This is a genomic window from Paraburkholderia suaedae (assembly GCF_040812055.1).
Classification (GTDB): Bacteria; Pseudomonadota; Gammaproteobacteria; order Burkholderiales; family Burkholderiaceae; genus Paraburkholderia.
In genome coordinates this window covers 76,166-92,743 of record NZ_JBFOAH010000013.1, presented here as the reverse complement: position 1 = coordinate 92,743, position 16,578 = coordinate 76,166, and the positions used below count along the sequence as shown (strand labels likewise).

Here is a 16,578-nt window from a genome sequence, read left to right as displayed (position 1 = left end):
CGACCGCACGGGCTGTTAAAACGCTGGCCCTGGTGCGGGCTGCCCACACGATTGCTGGTCCACGTAGGTTTGCGACTGCGCGGGCTTCTGCGGCTCATCCAGCCACGCGCAGATCTGTGCGGCGGTCCACGCGGGATCGTCGTGCGGAAGATCGTGGCCGGCCCACGGATGCTCGCGGTGCGGCGCGCCCCATGCCGCCGCGAGTTTCGCCGAAGACACCCGGTTCACCAGGCGGTCACCGCGCGACGAAAGAACCAGCAGCGGACAATGCGGCGCAGCAATCGCGGCGCAAAAGCGCGCGGCGGCCGACAGTTGCCGCAGCGCATTGGCGCGGCTCACCGGCGCGCTGCGGCGAATCCCGCTCCACGCGTCGAGATCCGCGCCCAGCGTGTCGACGCGATTGCACGTCAGCCGATGAATGCCGCCCTCGGCGCGTGGCGCGTCGCGCCAGTGCGCGGCGACGCCCAGCAAGCCAGGCCATGCCGACGGTCGAAGCCGCTCATGCATGCGGCAGAACGGCCGCATGCTGGTGTTGATCAGCACCAGCCGGTCGACTTCCGCGGGATGGCGTTGCGCCCAGGCCGTCGCCACCATGCCGCCGAGCGACATGGCCAGCACGCAATACGGACCCGGCTCGCCGGTTTGCCAAGCGGCACGCCGTATGAAATCGAGCATGTGGTCGACGGTACTTGGCGCACGCTGGTGTGCGAACCCGCCGTTGCCAGGCAGATCGATCAGCAGCAGGCGCTCAAAGGCAGGCCCGGCGCGCAGCGCGTCGGGCAGACTGCCCCAGTGACGCGTTTCGCGGGTGAGTCCGCGCAGGAGGATCCATGTGCTCATGCAATTTTCGCCTTATACCAATAGTCGATTGCGCTTTGCAGCAGTTGCTCGCGATGTGCGCCTTGCGGCAACCAGCGCTGCGCTGAAAACGCGGCGCGCGCCAGAAAGTCGAGCAGGTTCGCATGACGCCGCAACACGCGCTCGGTGCGATGCGGCTTCACGGGATTGAACATCCCCTGACGCGAAAACAACTGTCGCGGGTTCTTCTTGATCCATCGCCACGAGCCGAGTTCCAGCGTCATGGGCAAGAAGACGTGCGCAGACGGCGCGCGGTCGTATGCGTAGTCCCACAAATCGCCATGCAGCAGATACCGCTGGCTCTGCGGTTCGAACGCGTAGCCATGATGCGGATGCGCGCGTTCGAACATCGTTTTCAGCACGTACATCTCCGGCAAATGCTGCATTAGCTTGCGGGTTCGCGCGTAGGGAAACCAGATGCTGTCGCTCCAGCCGTAACCGGAGTGACAATCTAGCGCCATGCTCAACGGCCGCGTGGCCAGCTGCGTTTCGACCACCTGCAACAGCGCGGCGGCCTCCGCCTCCATCGGCGCGCCTTCGCGTCCGCGATACCACGGCAGCCATGCGCCCAGACGCTGACCGCCGGCAAGCAGCGGCACGCGTTCGTCCGCGTTCTGTGGCGCATTGCGCATCAGATCGACGCCGTTCGGATTGGCGCGCGTGGACGCCCACATCCCGCCCGGATTGACGATGGGCACGTAATAAATACGCACCTTTTCGAGTTGCCGCATGAGGAGTTCGTCCCACTCCAGTCGAGCGACGATCGACCGCATGTGTTCCAGCACGAGCCGCGTGCCGATGCGCTCGAGCCCGTGAATTCCGCCGAAGATCCCGATGGCGGGCGCTTGAAGATCGCTGCTTCCGACGCCCGCGACGAAGAGTTCAAACTTGCGATTGCTAACCTCGACCGTCGCTACGCTGCGTGTATCGAACCAGCGAGCACCTTCGTCCAGCAGCGCCTTCAGGTCGTCGTATTCGGCAAAACTGTCGGGTAACAGAGTCAGCGCTTTGGCTTGGGTCATTGATCTCTCGCAGGACCGTTTTGGGCACTCGCATGCTGCACGCCAATATAGTCGCTTACCATGACGCCCGCCATGTGACGCCGCACCGGCAGGCGCCGATTGACACGTTGACCGCGAAGTCCGATACAGCCTCGCTTCAAACGGGGTCGCCCCCAGCCGTCGATCCGGCGACGCGCAGCCCTCGCCAGATCCCGCTGGCGAACCTCCGACCTGGCATGTTTTCAGGGAAAACCCTTACGAAATATTTTTGCTTCGGAAGGTCTGTACGCGAATGATCACGATCCTGCACCGGTGGCCCACGCGTCGCGCAGATCATGGGGTGCTTTTCTTCATCGGGGCCGGTTGTCGCAGATTGGCAAGCGACAAAGGGCAGATCAAAGACAACGGCGCCCTACAAACTCTCGCCGAGCAGTTCGTTTGGCTAGCGCCGTAAGTATTTCTAATCATTTCGCTATGGCCTGCTCTGCCATTCTTATCGCGACAAAACCCGTGAGCTTGATCGCCCAGCGGAGCCCGCTCGAGTGATCGACCTTGAAACCCCATCGGCCATCATTTCCTCGAGATTGCGCGCGCTCGGGGCCTCCATGTTCAAGTTGGGCAAAGATGCACAACGCTACCGCCAAGCCGTGCCAACCGTTTCGGTCACGCAAGCAGAACGCGGCAACCCCGAAGTTGATCTTTCCGTTCCTCATGTCGATCAAAAGCCGGCCTTAACCGATTCTTCTTCCTTCGGCGATGCGCTAGTATTCCACTCACCGTCGAAACAAAGGACTCCGACATTCATGCGCCAGTCACAACCACCGCACAAATCCGCTTCATCTGCTTGCTAAGCAAGCTGATTCCCCAACGTCAATTGGCTACATCCGATAGCAAGACGGCCAATAAGTTCAATCAGGAATCTGTCGAACTGATTCACGCAGACAAGCGTGAAGAAGCACTAAGGCTTTTCGAAGAAGCGTGCCGCCACTATCCGCAATCCGTTGACCTGTGAAACAACCGTGGCCGACTGCGCATGGAGATCGGCAAGTTCGAGGCCACGGCCAGATATCTGGACAAAGCGCACGCGCTACAGCCGATAAATCCTGACGTTCTGAACAATCTCGGTGACCTGTTCTATCGGCAGAACCACTGCTCACGCGGGCGCCGCCACCGCAAGCGCACCGCCAAACCGTTCCACGGTATTGCCAATTTGCTGACTGACGCGTGGCTGAACGCGCACCTACGATTGTCTTAGCACTTCAGATGGCCAGCCAATGTGACAGTGTCGTCTGGAATGGCCCCATTGAGTACATACGGCATCCTTATTTATTGGATGCGTCTCCCCGTCACCATCTATTTTCACCAGAGTCCATTAAGCAACACATTGTGTTTAGCACCGTTCAGGTTATCAGAGAACCGCACCCAATACCCCGTTGTTGCCTGAAGCGCGTGACGCTCTGTAATGCTTGTGGCTGAACGTCACGTACTCATGCATCGGAGGTTTCAATGTAAAACTTTGTCTTGCACCCGCAACACCGCTAGCACTGTTGTGCCCGTCACAAATTTGAGCTACCTGCCGTTGTGACGGCCGCCGCATCGACCGCATGGGAGAAGTCACCCGTATCCGGAGTTGCGGTGGAATCCCTGGGCGAACCGGCGAATTCGGCGTCTGTATCCAGTGCAATCGGGATGGGGACAAACGGAAAAGACCTTTTGTGGCATTAGGCTAGATTAAGCCGAGGGGGAGGACATCGGGCATCGGACAATGTTGCCAACTCAATTGGCGCTGCGACAACCGTGGCAGGGCAGTTTCATAGCCCTAAAGGAAAAATCTCTTAATAGGAAGGACATTCTCATGACGTCAGTAAATCGTGATAATCAACTGGTCTTTTCTCGGGCTTTAGAGCCGCTCTTCCCTCGCGATTCACAGAAGCCAAACGACCCGACGCTCTTACCAAACGATGCTACAGGAGGCCTGGCCGCTGCTTTCGCGCTGCGTCCCGCAGCGGTCGCAAGGTGCATCTCCTTCGACAGCAAACGTTCGCCACTGAACTCGATCGCTAGAGCCGTTTCCCCTCGCGTACAGGCGCCCTCTCCTGATTATTTGGAGGCACGCCCCGCTAAGCTTTCATTACACGAAGGTGCCGGGCCGATCCAGGGCGAGAATACGCCGAAACATGGTATGGGTAAGCCTGACACCACAACCGGGCAACGCGTGGAAGTCGCCACGAGGCAAGTTGGCCAACTGCGCTCCAGGTCCGAGACCAGCAGATTGATGATGGATTCTATGTCTTCTTGGGATAACACGATTAGTCCATATGCAAAATCGCCTCTTGCTTTCCAAAGCAGCGCTCATGTCGCGGAAAGTCATAGATCAAGACAGCCAAGGTCACCTATCAGCTTAATAGACGAAGAAAGAAGGAAATTCTCCGAGCGGGAGAATACGCATTACAACAAGCCTATCAGTGAGCATGTAGCAGACATTACTACACAGTTTCTTAAGGACCTTCCATTTCTCCCAGCGTTTGGCCCGAACCCTCCCAAACTTGCCACGTCCGCGGCCAAATCCAGATATTCACTTGAACTACCTCAAATTGGTGACACAACGTCCAGATTTGTTTCCAATATTTTAGACAAAATATCGCCGCCTAAAAAATACCAACAGTTTCGCAACAGGAGTGACATTCCGGATGCCGTCCGCTCCGCTGATTTGAATAGCACTCCTCCATCTTCAGCTCGCCCAAACCTCAATGCTTCGATTATTGATTCGCCCGGCCAAAAAAGGTTTTATGACTTGCGCGATGAATACCGAACTTTGCACCCTGACAATCATGACCAAACAACCACACGCTTAAAATCCGACGATGGCATGGCTACCGAAAGAACAGCGGGAACCGGCACGGCCTTGACTGAGTCGCCTGATAGTGCAACATTAGAACGTGCCTTTTACAATGCCGCCTTTTCTAAACGACCGACCCCAGTTGCAAGCAAGGTTGAGCCTCTTGACACTTCATTTTTGGAATCTGCACTCGACAATGCTGCGCGCTTTAGAAAACCAACATCAGCTGAAAAGAGCAAAAGCAAAGATCTTGAAAAAAGGTTGAATGAATTAAAAGATATCCTGAATATTGACCCGGAAATATCAGAGATCGCGTATTACAGGGAACAGAACGATACGCTTAACTACATTAATAGTTTGTACAAAACTTCCAAAAAAGCATCGAAGTTTCTAGCAAAAACCAACAACGCCAAAGATAATGTTTCCGAGGAGAGTAAAAATGAGCCAGTTGCGGAACTACCCAATGACAGGAAAACCGCTGTTCGAATTGGAACGGCGGCGATGCGCGAAGCTATAGCATCTCTTGACCACTCATTTTTGCAGGACGCGATCTCCGATTCTCGATCTGGGAAAGATATCGCGCCGGAGATACGCGAGAAAATTAAAAATCTCGAATCGGAACTGAGAAAAATAAATGAATGGGATGAAAATCAAATATTCAATATTGACAATTCGATCAGGGACCTGGATATTAACAAAGGAACGAGGTATTTTCCAGAATACCTTGCCACTCTAAAAATCGCTGCCGATGAGGTATCGGAAGCTTCAAAAACCATTTCACAGGAGGTATTGGAAACATCAGAGGCTGACCAAGGACGGGCTGCGCCGCTCCCAGAAGGCCGGCTGCTCGATAGTGGAACCGCGACCCCAACGGTGCGTAAATCTATCGATCTTCGCGATAACTCATTTTTGCAACAGGCAGTCGAAAATTACGCGGTTCATAGAAAGATATCGCCAGAGCTAGAGCAGAAAATTAATGACTACGAAGATGAATTTTTAAAAAATAACACAGGTAATAAGTTTAAAATTAGCAAGGAACTGCTCGATGATCTCGATTCAGCCAACAAAAATAATTTTTCTTCCAATCGAGCTCTCATTCTAGAATACATCTCCAAACAAATAAAGAAAGTCTTGCCTGACCATGAAAATGGTAAAACAGACAGCTCAGCCAAAACAGAAGCAATAAAAACTGAGGAACAACAGGTTGTGGTGTCGCCGACCGCAACAACACCTGAACACACGCGTACTCCTGACACTGAACTGGTGGACCGAAATATCTCCGATTTGTTGGACCCAGCAATATCCGATTACAAGCTTGAGAAAGCGCTAACACCGCGGAAATGGGACGAACTTTTTGATTTTGAGCTCAATCTGAGGAGATTAAATGAAAATAATATAGTTGATACTCCCGGCGTCTGGAGTCTCCGGGCCTACCAGCCAGATGGGATTGTGGATACACTGGGGTATCTGGCTCGTTTAAAAGACGTTGCCATGCAGGCGTCAAAGCAGATCGAAGAACATAACAAGACAGGCTCAAAATCGGTTTCAGGAACCAGCCAGCTGAGCGAGGAAGATGCAAGACAAATGCAGGCCGAACTCCAGCAAATATTGAAAGAAAGATCCTCCCCGCCTTATCCCGATATAAATACTCCCACTACCCATGAGCAATATCAAGCGATTAGAACGGCAATCCTTAGGGGTGCGGGCTTGAAGGGAGGCGGAGCGCGAATTAGCAACTTAATTTACAGGGAAAATCGCGGAGGCGCCCCTCTTGAAGCAGCGTCCTTCGCGAATGTAAAGTTTGACCAACGCGATTATATTAATTACTTTAAAAAAGAATCCCCTCACAATAGTAGCTCAATTGGATATTGCAAGGGCCTAGTCTACGAAGCATTGCGTCAAACTGATCGGCACGGATTTGATCTGCTTGATTCAGTGCAAGAAATGGATAATAGCATTCATTCGAAAACAGAAAAATCCCACGTTATTAACAGAATTTCCAATTATCAAAGCGGGACAAACAAGCTTACCTTGTTTAATTACAAGATATCGTCGGAAAAGCAATTCGCCGATAATGTTGAAGCAGAGGTCTTTTTAAGTACATTGCAGATCCCCAAGGATGATCTTGTCTTGTTGCAGATGAAGGTTGAAAGGAATGATAATCCGCCATCGCACGCCATATTATTGCAACACGCAGAAGATGGTACATATTTGATATACGACCCCAATAACGGCGCATTCAAATACAAGGATGAAAATTCATTTAAAAAATCGCTTCTAGGTTATATGCGGACAAGTCATACGGAACAAAATGGAAAACTTTACCCTGAAATTACGATTCAATATTCTCCTAAGGTTAGTGGGTAGTGGGGCGTAACTGGTCGAACTTGAACAATTCATCTTGAATGGTCCGCCTTCATGTGGTCGATGGTGGACTCCGTTGCCCTGCGTCGCCGACCATCGTCCGCAGTGCGCACGTGATGCCGCGCCCCAAACCGGGGGCGATAGCCCCCACGCCATCAGCCGCCCCCTGGCGCGCTATCGCTAAGGATCGCTCTTGCAGGATTCACGCATCCAAGATGTGAACGGAAATCCCCACAACGAAATGTCAGCGGTCAAGCCCAATTACACGAGGACCCGCGCGCACGGTTGACTGATAACGCGTGGTCGCGCGAGGACCTTGTAATAAGCCATGACATTGCTCTTCGAGCAATTAACGACATCACAACCTCCCGTTCTTTTCTTGGTCTCGCGGCAAGGTCGCTTGTTCCGGTCAAGTGGATTCAGCAAGCGGACACATATTCCGGTGTCGCCGCTCTGGCGAATCAAGCTAACTCCACGGCGTAATTTCGCAACGGTGACAGACCGACACATAAATGTCGTTGTCTTCTCGCACCGTCTGGCGGAAAAAAGCACGCGCCCCTTTGTTGTCACGGCCCGTTTACGCCCTCGCATGACGTTGGTTCAATTCAAACACATGCGGTGCCTCTGCGCCATCAACGCACTCAAAATCCGAATCCGCTCCCACGTTGTGAAACCCATCGATATTTTTACAAAACTCTTCCACGAGGGCCTGCGATTGCGCACCAAAAGGTTGGCCATCGTAATGCACCACGTAATTTTGCTGTCAATGCAAGCGCATAGGCCGGCAACCGCAAGCATTGCTACGCCCGACATTGCGGAGCGGTTGGCATGGTTCATATCTGCGTTACGCGGGAGGTAGCGAATGCTTCGATACCCGAATCTTCGTGTTCGCCGCCAGATCATCGGCCTTCGCCTCACGCGCCGCCCTGTGCCACGCAGCATACCCCTCTGGCGCAATCGTCTCGCCTGGCTGGGTCCGATGTTTGATGGCCCTGCCGAAGAAGGCGTTTGCGGCAGTTACAACATGCTTCGCTCAGTGCATAAAGTCCACTGTCCGGATCAATCTACCTCCGATACAGGTACGCGCACTTGCCATCGCACCCGACATAGGTCTCAGATCAACACGCCGTGACTGGCCTCTGGGTATGCCAAACCGGTCCCCTGTGCGCTCTCGGGCTCACGGACACCGCTGCGGCCGCCGCTACGAATCTCATCCTGCCTGATTGATAAGGTATGCTTATCGAAGCGGCTCCGCCGCACCAGCTATCCGCACGACCCCGCAACCGCTTCTTTACACCATCCTTAGGGGCGCATTGTCCGATTTCCAGCTCAACCAACTCCAGTTTGCGTCGGGACCGAAATCGGCGTAATCAGGCCATTCCTTCGAATCTCTAATCTGCGACAGATTCCTGACCCTCGTTGCGTCGCTGTCCCACGCGTACATGTACTGGGTAGCGAGCGGTTTTGCGCTACCTTTTTCATAGTAGTCAAGCGTGAATCCCTGCCAGATTCGATCATAAGGATAGCTCGCGGCAAGCTTTATCCCGCCCGCGAGTCCGCCCACCGCTCCGCCCACCGCTCCCACACCGGCTCCAACTGCGAATCCGGTGCCCGCGCCCGCCAAAGTCGCAGCCGGCACAGTCAGAAACCGCCCGAATTTCAGACCGTCACTGTCGGCGAGCAGCGGCTCATGCGCCCTGACAAGGACTTTGCTGCCATCGGGGAAGGTGAACGCACGCGCATGCGGATTGCCGTCCACGGGTTTTCCGTATTGGAAGAACCGGCCCTGCGTGGCCCAGCTCGCGCTTCTCGCCGCAGAGGCGCTCTGAAATCCGGTCGGTGCGCCGCTGGGGCTGCTGCTTGCAAACGTGAAGAAATACGGCGGACGATGGTCGAGCTGAATCTCATGCAAGTCCGGCGGCGGAGCAGAGTTCGACACGCCCGAAAAATGGTCCGACTGGTTCTGATGCATCTGGTATTGCGGAGGGCTCGCGACGGACGACGCTCCCAATTCGTGGAAATCCGGACTTGCCTCGCCGCCGTCGGCGATCGTGTCGAGTCTTTCGAAGAAGGCAGACTCGTGAGCTTCATGCCGCTGCGCGGCCTCGCGAAGGGCCCCCAGGTTCCGCTCATTCAGGTGTGCGTTGCGCGCCGGCTCAGCATATCCTGTGAAATTGGGTATCGGCCATCCCATCTCCTGCGCCACGCGACGCGCGAGGATCTCGGTAGGCCCGAGCCTCTTGTCTGTATTGTCGGACGGATCACCCGCCGCCGTGACGTGGTGAATGATTTCGTGGATCAGTCCCTCCTGCCACGACGGCATATACGGCGAGTCTGCATTCGGCGCGACGCCGAAACTGACATGGGGTCGCCCCTCCCTGTCTTCCGCCGCTTCGCTAGCAGGAATAATGGGCGCACTTCGGGCGTCATGTTCGTACAGGTCGTCAATCGACAGTTCCCCGATATCCCGGGACTCGGCAGACGATTCAGGATTGGACTCGTATTGGTTTCTGTATGTGATGTGCGAAAGGCGCTCAGCATTGTTTTGCATTCCATAGCCGACCGCGGTACGGAAAGTCTGTGACCGGGTCAGAGCATCGAGCACCGTGTTGCCGATCATATCGGCGGTATGCTGGTCAATGAGCCTGCTGCGGCTGCTGATGACGGACCTGATCACATCTTGGCGCAATTCGTCGATCTCGGTTGGGCCAAGCGGGGTCTGTGCTCCGACGCGTAGCACATGATTTGCATACTCGTCGTCATTTCGTGGAATGTTGCGCTTGACTCGATGTGAATTTGAAAGATCGACGGTCGAGGCCGGACTTGCGTCTGTATTGAGCGCTTTATCGAAAATTTCCATACCGCCCATACTTTTCCTGGCAGATGGCAATTGGAGCTGACGGGTGCCGGGCTGCCAACCTGCTTCTCTGGAGGTTTGGGCTAGACGCCCGGCAAGCGGGGACGTCACGGCCACATCCCGCGTTGCGGTTGTCGAGCACCGTTCCTTCGATTGCGCCTGCCTGTCATCATCGCCCGCGGCAAAAGAGGATAAGACGAGTTGATTGCTAACGCATATTGACGTCATGAGAATGTCCCTCGTGCTAAAAGAATTTTCATCAGCGAAACAGGATTCCTCGGCACGGTTGCCGGAGCACCGTTTGATTCTGCAGATTGCCCGATGCCTGTTGACCTCCGACGCCCTTTCCGGAACAGGAAATCGGCTCAGACTATTTCCGATCGTATCTTTCAATATAATTACGCACCACTAACGAATAGTTTTTTCCGAATGTCCTCCTCTGCATTGCAGCGGACCACAGCCACCCCGGCTGTTTGCTCCACCGAGCCCGAAATCTCCGCTTCCGTTTGGGACTGACTCTGCTTCCGGGCCGAGGATCACGGAATCGTCGTGTCAGCTTTCTTCTACCTGACTCGTCGTGTACCGGCCGCCACAACTCCAGATAGGGTGATTTCTCCCATACAGTCGATGCGGCGGCCGTCTCATCGGCAGGTAATTCGCGTTAGCCCATCGTGCCGCCCATGCCGCCGGACATGCCGGTTGCGTTGCCCGCGAGGCTCATCACATCCTTGACGAGGTTCATCAGGTCTTTGAGGAGATCGCCCTGGCCACCCTTCCCCCCATCGCCATTCGAAGCAAAATCAGGAGAAAACATCGGAGCCGACTGGCCTTGCTGGGCTGCGGGCGAACAAGGCGCGCAACCAGCATTACTAGCGGACGAAAACTGCGTGGCGCTCATTTGCGAGATATTGACCGACATGTTTATTTCCTTGATTAAAGCAGCCTTTTACGAAAGGCAAATTTGTGATGGGCACAACAGTGCCCTGATATAGGGGTGAAAAGACAAACTTTTACATTGGAACCTCCGATGCATGAGTGCGTGATGTTCAGCGACAAGCATCACAGAGCGCCACGCACTTCAGGTAACAACGGGGTATTGGACACATTGCATCTGATGAGCTGGATCCGCGCGCCTCATGAGTTGGACAACACAGACTACGCGTACGTAGCCGGTAAAGTTCCAGATGGACTCTTGCGCAAGATCCATTTCCATCGCCCACCGTGATATCAGTTTGCCTACAGTCAGAGATTCTTCACGAGCAAGTTCCTCGATGATCGACCAGTAGATTTCTTCCAGCCTCAGACACGTAGCAATACCGTTGAGCCGCACCGATCGCTGCCTGAGTTTGAGAAGATCCATGTTGAAATTGCAATACGTTGTTCTAAGCATCGTAGTCCAGAGTGTAATTTGGGTACTTGCAATGCTCTCGGCTTGAGATTTGCGTCGGTGGTATATGCGTATGACCTTGGTGCACAAAAGTGACGATATAGTCTCCTCACGTCAAATCCGGTGCCCATTTGGGAAAATTCATATGTTCATGACGCGGCGAAGCGAGCGTTCGAAAAGCAAACAAATAGATGTCAGGCGATATCGAGCCGCCGTAGGCATTCGCTGTGCCCTGGCTGTCGGAATCGTGTTGCACGCTTCGCCAGGCCATGCCGTCCAGCCGGTGTGGCGCGGGGAAGCGATGCATTACTTCGCACGCGATACACCTTTGCCGGAGCTTTTGAGAGAAGTCGTGAGTGCGGGCGGGCTTCAGCTCAAAATCTCGCCCGGTGTGAAGGAGTCTGTCAACGGAGCGTTCAACGAACCTCCTGAGCGCGTGTTCGCCAGATTGACCGAGGCCTACGGACTTGCCTGGTACTTCGACGGACATGTCATTCACGTCTCCCGCACGCGCGATATCCGAAGCCAGACGATTCCGTTCGCCCCGATGACGCGTGCGGATGTGGCCAGCCTGTTGTCCAATCTCGGTCTCGACGACAGTCACCTGCCGGTTCGTTATTCGGATACGACGGCTGGCGTATCCGGTCCGTCCGAGTATGTCGATGCGATCGCCGATGCCATTGCGCAGGCACAGGAGCAGACCGTCAGCACTCCTGCGGTCAGCGAGATGGCGATCCGCGTCTTTCCGCTTCACTACGCGCAGGCACAGGACATCACCTACACGACCGGCAACCAGCAGCAGATCGTGCCTGGCGTCGCATCGCTGTTACGCAAGCTGATGGCGGACGTCCCGGCTTCCGTGCCCACTGCGCAGACACCGGTGAACGTGCGCCCGCGGCACCGGGAGGCTAGCGGGGGGCCCCCGCCGCTGCCGAGCCTGCGCGGCCTGGGTTTGGCCGACACGGCGCCTGACATCGACACACCATTGCCCGACCCTGGCGCGATTCATACCGTTGCTGCGGCAATGCGACGCAATATCGTCGCCGATGCGCGCACGAATTCCGTTGTGATCTATGACGCGCCATCGATGATGCCGAACTACGAGCGCACGATCGCGATGCTCGATAAGCCACAGGATCTCGTCGAAATTACGGCGGCAGTCATTGATGTGTCGACGGACGCCGCGAGTGAACTGGGCATACACCTGGGCAGCGCGGCGACGGGAGGATGGGGCGCGGCTTCGGCCATTACGGGGGCATTGTCCTCAGCCCAAAACGCGCCCAATGTACCGATATTGCCGGGTCTCAATCTCGCGACGATGATCGGCAGTTCGACCAGTCATCTATTCGCAAAGATCCGCGCGCTCGAAGAGAACGGCAAGGCACGCATCCTGTCACGGCCGCAGGTGCTGACGTCGAACAATACGGAAGCGGTTCTGTCTTCGCGCAATTCTGTCTATGTGCGGGTAGCAGGTAATCAGGATGTCGACCTTTACAACGTCGATACCGGACTGACCTTGAAGGTGACACCCACGGTGGAATCGGTGCCGGGGGACGCGAAGAATATCCTTTTGAGCGTGCAGATCGAAGACGGTGCATTCGATTCCTCCGTATCGGTCGATGGCATTCCCAAAGTCAGTCACAACTCCATCGTGACGCAAGCCGTCATCGCGGATGGCGAAAGCCTGCTCGTCGGCGGTTATGAATATGAGCGCAACACGAAGTCCACGTCGCGGGTGCCCGTGCTGTCGAATCTGCCATTCGTTGGTTATCTGTTCGGCGATAGGCAGGAACAGACACAGCGCCTCGAACGGCTGATTCTGATCACTCCACGCATCAAGTCCATGACCACCCAGGCTAGCCGGCCTGGCGCCGGGAGAGAACGTTTGCCATCGAGCCCCCCGCAGCCGATCGCTCAACCCGGCGTTGCTGACGCGAACGCACACACGCCGATCACCCAGGCTGCCGGGTACGCGCCGGGTTGGACCGATTCGCCTCCCCCGCTTCCTTCCGGCTCGTTGCCGGGTTCGTTCACGACGAGGGGGCGAATCCGATGAGCACCGGCGGAATCATTACCGTTACCGGCGGCATCCACGCCGGGGCCAGCGTGCTTTTGTCCGATGGCCATGAAATGGCGATCGGAAACGGAGAAGACGCGGATCTCGTGCTCGTCGATGACGGCATCGTGGCACACCACGCGATCATTTGCCTGAACGGCCATTTGCTGAGACTGACTGCCCATCATGACGGCGTGCGGGTGTTCGGTCACGCATTGGCGCGAGGCAGAACGACCGTGTTGAGACAGGGTGCGTCGTTCACGTTGGGCGATGCGCAAATACAGTTCAGCGGACCGAACTTGCCGGCGCCAGATACAGTGCGCTCGGCGGAGCTCGCCTGGCTGATGGCGCATGCGCCCCTCGCTTACGTAGCGAAACGTTGGCAGCTGGCTTCGCGGGGCGTAAAGCTGACGCTGATGATCGTGCTGATGTCAGCCGGGGCAGGCATGCTATGGCAAACGTACGGCCCGCGCGACGCCGCGAGTAAAACGCCGAAACTCGACGGTGCATTCCGTTTCGTGACCGTGCATGAAGACCCCAAAACGCATGCGTATGTCTACGACGGCTATGTGTCGAGCGCGCCGGATCTCGCCGCGCTCGCGGCTATGGTCCGCCGCGAGACGTGTGCATCAGTGATGCGCGTGGTCGTCGTCGATCAGATGAAGGAGCAACTCGCGGACTTTCTGTCGAGGTATTACCGCGGCGCGCAGATCAGGCCAGGGGCTCCGGGCGCGTTCACTGTGGTCGCCCCAACTGAAGAGGGATACCTCCTGCCGGAGTCGTGGGACTACGCGCGCGTCGCGCGCCTTGCCTACGCATCGATCGACGGCTTGCGCGACGTTGGCTTCGAAGGCCATGTTGCGCAGAGCGGTCCGGTGCGGGCGCCGCTCGGCGCCATTGGGATGAATCTGGCGCGTTCGGCCCATGGCGCATGGCTCGTCGATGCGCGGGGTGGGCGTTATTTCCCGGGTGCGCAGCTGCCGCTTGGCACGGTGACGGGGATCTCGGGGTGCACGGTGACGATCGTGCGCAACGACGACGGAACGCGATATGAACTCTCCGCTCCGGGCGGCGAAGGCAACAAGAAGTGTAGCTGAGTAGCAGGACAGGATTTGCCTGCCGGGCATGTACGCGCGTGGCTCGGCGCGCAATAAGTCGATGAGAATTACAACGCGCGTTTTTTAATTAGGAGTATTAAGCATGCAAATCGGTGGCCTTGGTATGAACTCTCCTTACGCTGCGAACACGGGTGACGCAAGCCCCGCGGCCAGTGCGGGTAATGGGCAGACCACTCAGGATCTTCAGGATCAAAAAGCGCAAAACGCTTTCCAGGAGCAAATCACAAAGGAAAGCAACATGGAGTCGAAGCGAAATCAGACCCGAATGGGCGTGATCGCAAACCTGAAGTAATTGTCTGAGCGGGGCGCCGCGCTGACGGCGCCTCTAACGCGAACCACAATTGAAGATACAACGACATGCTGCTGCAACCTGTAGTGATGAACGCATTTCCCCTGAATTCGGCACCGGACTCGATGCCGACGCCGATTCAGTCGTCCGCCAATATGTTGGACAACACCGGTAATTCTCCGTTTCTGAAGATCCTTGAGCGTGCAGAAGAAATCTGCAAGGTTCAGGACAGACGTATTGCTGACGATCTGCAGGCGCACACAAAAAGCAGGTCGCCGACGGCGAAACTGCTCAATCTCCTGCAACTGCAATACGACCTCGATGACATGCAATTCAGCGCCACCCTGGCGAAAAACATCGCCAATCAATTTAGCCAGGCATTGACAACGCTTACACAGAGAAACTGATGCGCCGCGCACTGATCCTATTGCCGCTACTACTCCTCTTCGGCTGCAAATCGTCACTGTTCGAAAACCTGGACGAGGACCAGGCAAACCAGATCATCGCTGTGCTGAGCCAGCACGGTATCGATGGTCTCAAGGAACGCAATGCCGATAAGACGTGGAACGTCTCGGTGGAGCGAGACAAAGTCGTTACCGCAACCGAGATTACGCGCGAATATGCGTTGCCTCACGGCGGCCATGCGAATCTGGGCGAACTGTTCAGCCGTAAGGGTTTGATTTCGAATCCTGGAGAAGACCAGGTGCGCTACGTATATGGCTTGACTCAGGAGTTATCGGAGACACTCGAAAGAATCGACGGAGTGCTCGTTGCTCGCGTGCACATCGTACAACCGGAGCGCGATCCGCTGATGCGGCAGGTCACGGCGCCCTCGGCGTCGGTGATGATTCGCTATCGCAGCGACTACAACCTCGACTACATGAGGGACAAGATTCGCGGCCTGGTGGCAGGCGGCGTGGAGGGGCTGACGCCCGACCATGTCTATCTGACGTTAGTCCCGGTCACGCCTGGTGTCGAATCGGGCGATGCGAGTGGCAACAGAGGCGCGTGCGTAGCCGCGTCCGACGGCAGACCGCGTCGCGGCGAGACATTGACGCTGATGGTCATGACCATGATGGCGATGGCGCTCATTGTTTCCGCCTGGGTGTGGGGCAAAGGCATTCGCTCGTTCGCACCGACGTTCTTTCGGCGCAGAAAGACCAAAAAGACGGCGGACCGGCCCACCGGCACGAAGCCGGACACCTCCACTGCAAAAGACGCGTCATGACCCGCATCGCCATACTCGCCTTGTCGAACTGGGCGCACTTCAGTTGGCTGCCGCGTGGCAAACGCGTTACGACGGAGCGGGCGCAGGCGCACGCAAACGCCGATCTGCTCGCGCGCTTTCCGCAACTGGCCGAGTTGCCGCCGAAGCCAGCCATGCCGCCGTTTTCGGTATTGCCACGGCCGGCATGCGCGAAGGTCTTGCGTGTGACCGCGGCGCTCGCTCATGCGCGTTTGCTGCGCAAGGTCGTCGCCGGGCAGGCGCAGAAGACGTTTGCCGTCCGTATCGCGCCGCACGTGCTGCACGCGATTCAACGCGATTTTCACGCAGAGGAGGTGGATCAGGGCGCGATGCTAAACGTCCTCGACCGTGCGGATATGACGGCGGCCGGGCTGAGAGTGGCAATGCGTGCGATCGATGACCCAGCGCTGCGTGTGTTGATGCAGTTGCGTCTGCCGCGCACCGTCTCGCTGCAGATGGCGCGTTTCAGCGGGTGCGACACGCGTGTAAAGACCGCCCAGGATTTGCTTGACGCTGCGTACAGGCTTGCGAGAGGTGAAACATGTTGATCTGCCGAAGAGGCG

14 protein-coding genes are annotated in these 16,578 nt (G+C 56.3%); 9 read left to right on the top strand and 5 right to left on the bottom strand.

The window, feature by feature from the left end; genetic code table 11:
- Nucleotides 1-15: 15 nt before the first annotated feature.
- Together ABQJ48_RS18865 and ABQJ48_RS18860 are read right to left on the bottom strand one after the other, a co-directional pair.
- On the bottom strand, nt 16-840 hold the full coding sequence (locus ABQJ48_RS18865) for an alpha/beta fold hydrolase (RefSeq protein ID WP_367839520.1): 825 nt from the start codon (nt 838-840) through the stop codon (nt 16-18).
- Nucleotides 837-1,880, bottom strand: a complete 1,044-nt coding sequence (locus tag ABQJ48_RS18860) for a M14 family zinc carboxypeptidase (RefSeq protein ID WP_367839519.1) — start codon at nt 1,878-1,880, stop codon at nt 837-839. Before ABQJ48_RS18860 ends, ABQJ48_RS18865 begins: the two co-directional genes overlap by 4 nt.
- 521 nt (nt 1,881-2,401) lie before the next feature.
- Between ABQJ48_RS18860 and ABQJ48_RS18855 the strand changes: the two genes are divergently transcribed.
- The 3 genes from ABQJ48_RS18855 to ABQJ48_RS18845 all read left to right on the top strand — a co-directional run bounded on the left by ABQJ48_RS18855 (nt 2,402) and on the right by ABQJ48_RS18845 (nt 7,065).
- On the top strand, nt 2,402-2,710 hold the full coding sequence (locus ABQJ48_RS18855) for a hypothetical protein (protein WP_367839518.1): 309 nt from the start codon (nt 2,402-2,404) through the stop codon (nt 2,708-2,710).
- Nucleotides 2,711-2,892: 182 nt separating this feature from the next.
- Nucleotides 2,893-3,114, top strand: a complete 222-nt coding sequence (locus tag ABQJ48_RS18850) for a tetratricopeptide repeat protein (protein WP_367839517.1) — start codon at nt 2,893-2,895, stop codon at nt 3,112-3,114.
- A 600-nt stretch (nt 3,115-3,714) separates the two neighbouring features.
- On the top strand, nt 3,715-7,065 hold the full coding sequence (locus tag ABQJ48_RS18845; RefSeq protein WP_367839516.1) for a hypothetical protein: 3,351 nt from the start codon (nt 3,715-3,717) through the stop codon (nt 7,063-7,065).
- A 1,288-nt stretch (nt 7,066-8,353) separates the two neighbouring features.
- On the opposite strand, the gene ABQJ48_RS18840 is transcribed toward ABQJ48_RS18845, so the two are convergent.
- From ABQJ48_RS18840 to ABQJ48_RS18830, 3 genes are all read right to left on the bottom strand, one after another.
- Nucleotides 8,354-9,922, bottom strand: a complete 1,569-nt coding sequence (locus tag ABQJ48_RS18840; protein WP_367839515.1) for a M85 family metallopeptidase — start codon at nt 9,920-9,922, stop codon at nt 8,354-8,356.
- Nucleotides 9,923-10,580: 658 nt separating this feature from the next.
- On the bottom strand, nt 10,581-10,838 hold the full coding sequence (locus tag ABQJ48_RS18835) for a hypothetical protein (protein ID WP_367839514.1): 258 nt from the start codon (nt 10,836-10,838) through the stop codon (nt 10,581-10,583).
- Between the two features lie 159 nt (nt 10,839-10,997).
- Nucleotides 10,998-11,279, bottom strand: a complete 282-nt coding sequence (locus tag ABQJ48_RS18830) for a ribbon-helix-helix domain-containing protein (RefSeq protein ID WP_367839513.1) — start codon at nt 11,277-11,279, stop codon at nt 10,998-11,000.
- Between the two features lie 274 nt (nt 11,280-11,553).
- On the opposite strand from ABQJ48_RS18830, the gene sctC reads away from it, so the two are divergent.
- The 6 genes from sctC (at nt 11,554) to ABQJ48_RS18800 (ending at nt 16,563) form a co-directional block, all read left to right on the top strand.
- The gene (sctC, locus tag ABQJ48_RS18825; RefSeq protein ID WP_367839512.1) at nt 11,554-13,362 is read left to right on the top strand and encodes a type III secretion system outer membrane ring subunit SctC; all 1,809 of its coding nucleotides are present in this window, start codon (nt 11,554-11,556) and stop codon (nt 13,360-13,362) included.
- Entirely contained in the window at nt 13,359-14,459 is a 1,101-nt protein-coding gene (locus ABQJ48_RS18820; protein WP_367839511.1) for an FHA domain-containing protein, read from the top strand. The genes sctC and ABQJ48_RS18820 overlap by 4 nt, the downstream gene beginning before the upstream one ends.
- Nucleotides 14,460-14,562: 103 nt before the next feature.
- The gene (locus tag ABQJ48_RS18815; RefSeq protein WP_367839510.1) at nt 14,563-14,772 is read left to right on the top strand and encodes a hypothetical protein; all 210 of its coding nucleotides are present in this window, start codon (nt 14,563-14,565) and stop codon (nt 14,770-14,772) included.
- A gap of 65 nt (nt 14,773-14,837) precedes the next feature.
- Nucleotides 14,838-15,176 (top strand): hypothetical protein, encoded by a 339-nt coding sequence (locus ABQJ48_RS18810; RefSeq protein ID WP_367839509.1) that lies wholly within the window; start codon nt 14,838-14,840, stop codon nt 15,174-15,176.
- A complete protein-coding gene (gene sctJ / locus ABQJ48_RS18805) occupies nt 15,176-15,997 on the top strand; it encodes a type III secretion system inner membrane ring lipoprotein SctJ (protein ID WP_367839508.1) in 822 nt (273 codons plus the stop codon). Before ABQJ48_RS18810 ends, sctJ begins: the two co-directional genes overlap by 1 nt.
- On the top strand, nt 15,994-16,563 hold the full coding sequence (locus ABQJ48_RS18800) for a hypothetical protein (protein WP_367839507.1): 570 nt from the start codon (nt 15,994-15,996) through the stop codon (nt 16,561-16,563). The genes sctJ and ABQJ48_RS18800 overlap by 4 nt, the downstream gene beginning before the upstream one ends.
- Nucleotides 16,564-16,578 lie beyond the last annotated feature (15 nt).

Coding starts and splice junctions, on each gene's coding strand:
- ABQJ48_RS18850 (WP_367839517.1), top strand. CDS start 2,893: ATGGAGATCGGCAAGTTCGAGGCCACGGCCAGATATCTGGACAAAGCG.
- ABQJ48_RS18860 (WP_367839519.1), bottom strand. CDS start 1,880: ATGACCCAAGCCAAAGCGCTGACTCTGTTACCCGACAGTTTTGCCGAA.
- ABQJ48_RS18800 (WP_367839507.1), top strand. CDS start 15,994: ATGACCCGCATCGCCATACTCGCCTTGTCGAACTGGGCGCACTTCAGT.
- ABQJ48_RS18820 (WP_367839511.1), top strand. CDS start 13,359: ATGAGCACCGGCGGAATCATTACCGTTACCGGCGGCATCCACGCCGGG.
- ABQJ48_RS18815 (WP_367839510.1), top strand. CDS start 14,563: ATGCAAATCGGTGGCCTTGGTATGAACTCTCCTTACGCTGCGAACACG.
- ABQJ48_RS18830 (WP_367839513.1), bottom strand. CDS start 11,279: ATGGATCTTCTCAAACTCAGGCAGCGATCGGTGCGGCTCAACGGTATT.
- ABQJ48_RS18835 (WP_367839514.1), bottom strand. CDS start 10,838: ATGTCGGTCAATATCTCGCAAATGAGCGCCACGCAGTTTTCGTCCGCT.
- ABQJ48_RS18845 (WP_367839516.1), top strand. CDS start 3,715: ATGACGTCAGTAAATCGTGATAATCAACTGGTCTTTTCTCGGGCTTTA.
- ABQJ48_RS18810 (WP_367839509.1), top strand. CDS start 14,838: ATGCTGCTGCAACCTGTAGTGATGAACGCATTTCCCCTGAATTCGGCA.
- ABQJ48_RS18865 (WP_367839520.1), bottom strand. CDS start 840: ATGAGCACATGGATCCTCCTGCGCGGACTCACCCGCGAAACGCGTCAC.
- sctJ (WP_367839508.1), top strand. CDS start 15,176: ATGCGCCGCGCACTGATCCTATTGCCGCTACTACTCCTCTTCGGCTGC.
- ABQJ48_RS18840 (WP_367839515.1), bottom strand. CDS start 9,922: ATGGAAATTTTCGATAAAGCGCTCAATACAGACGCAAGTCCGGCCTCG.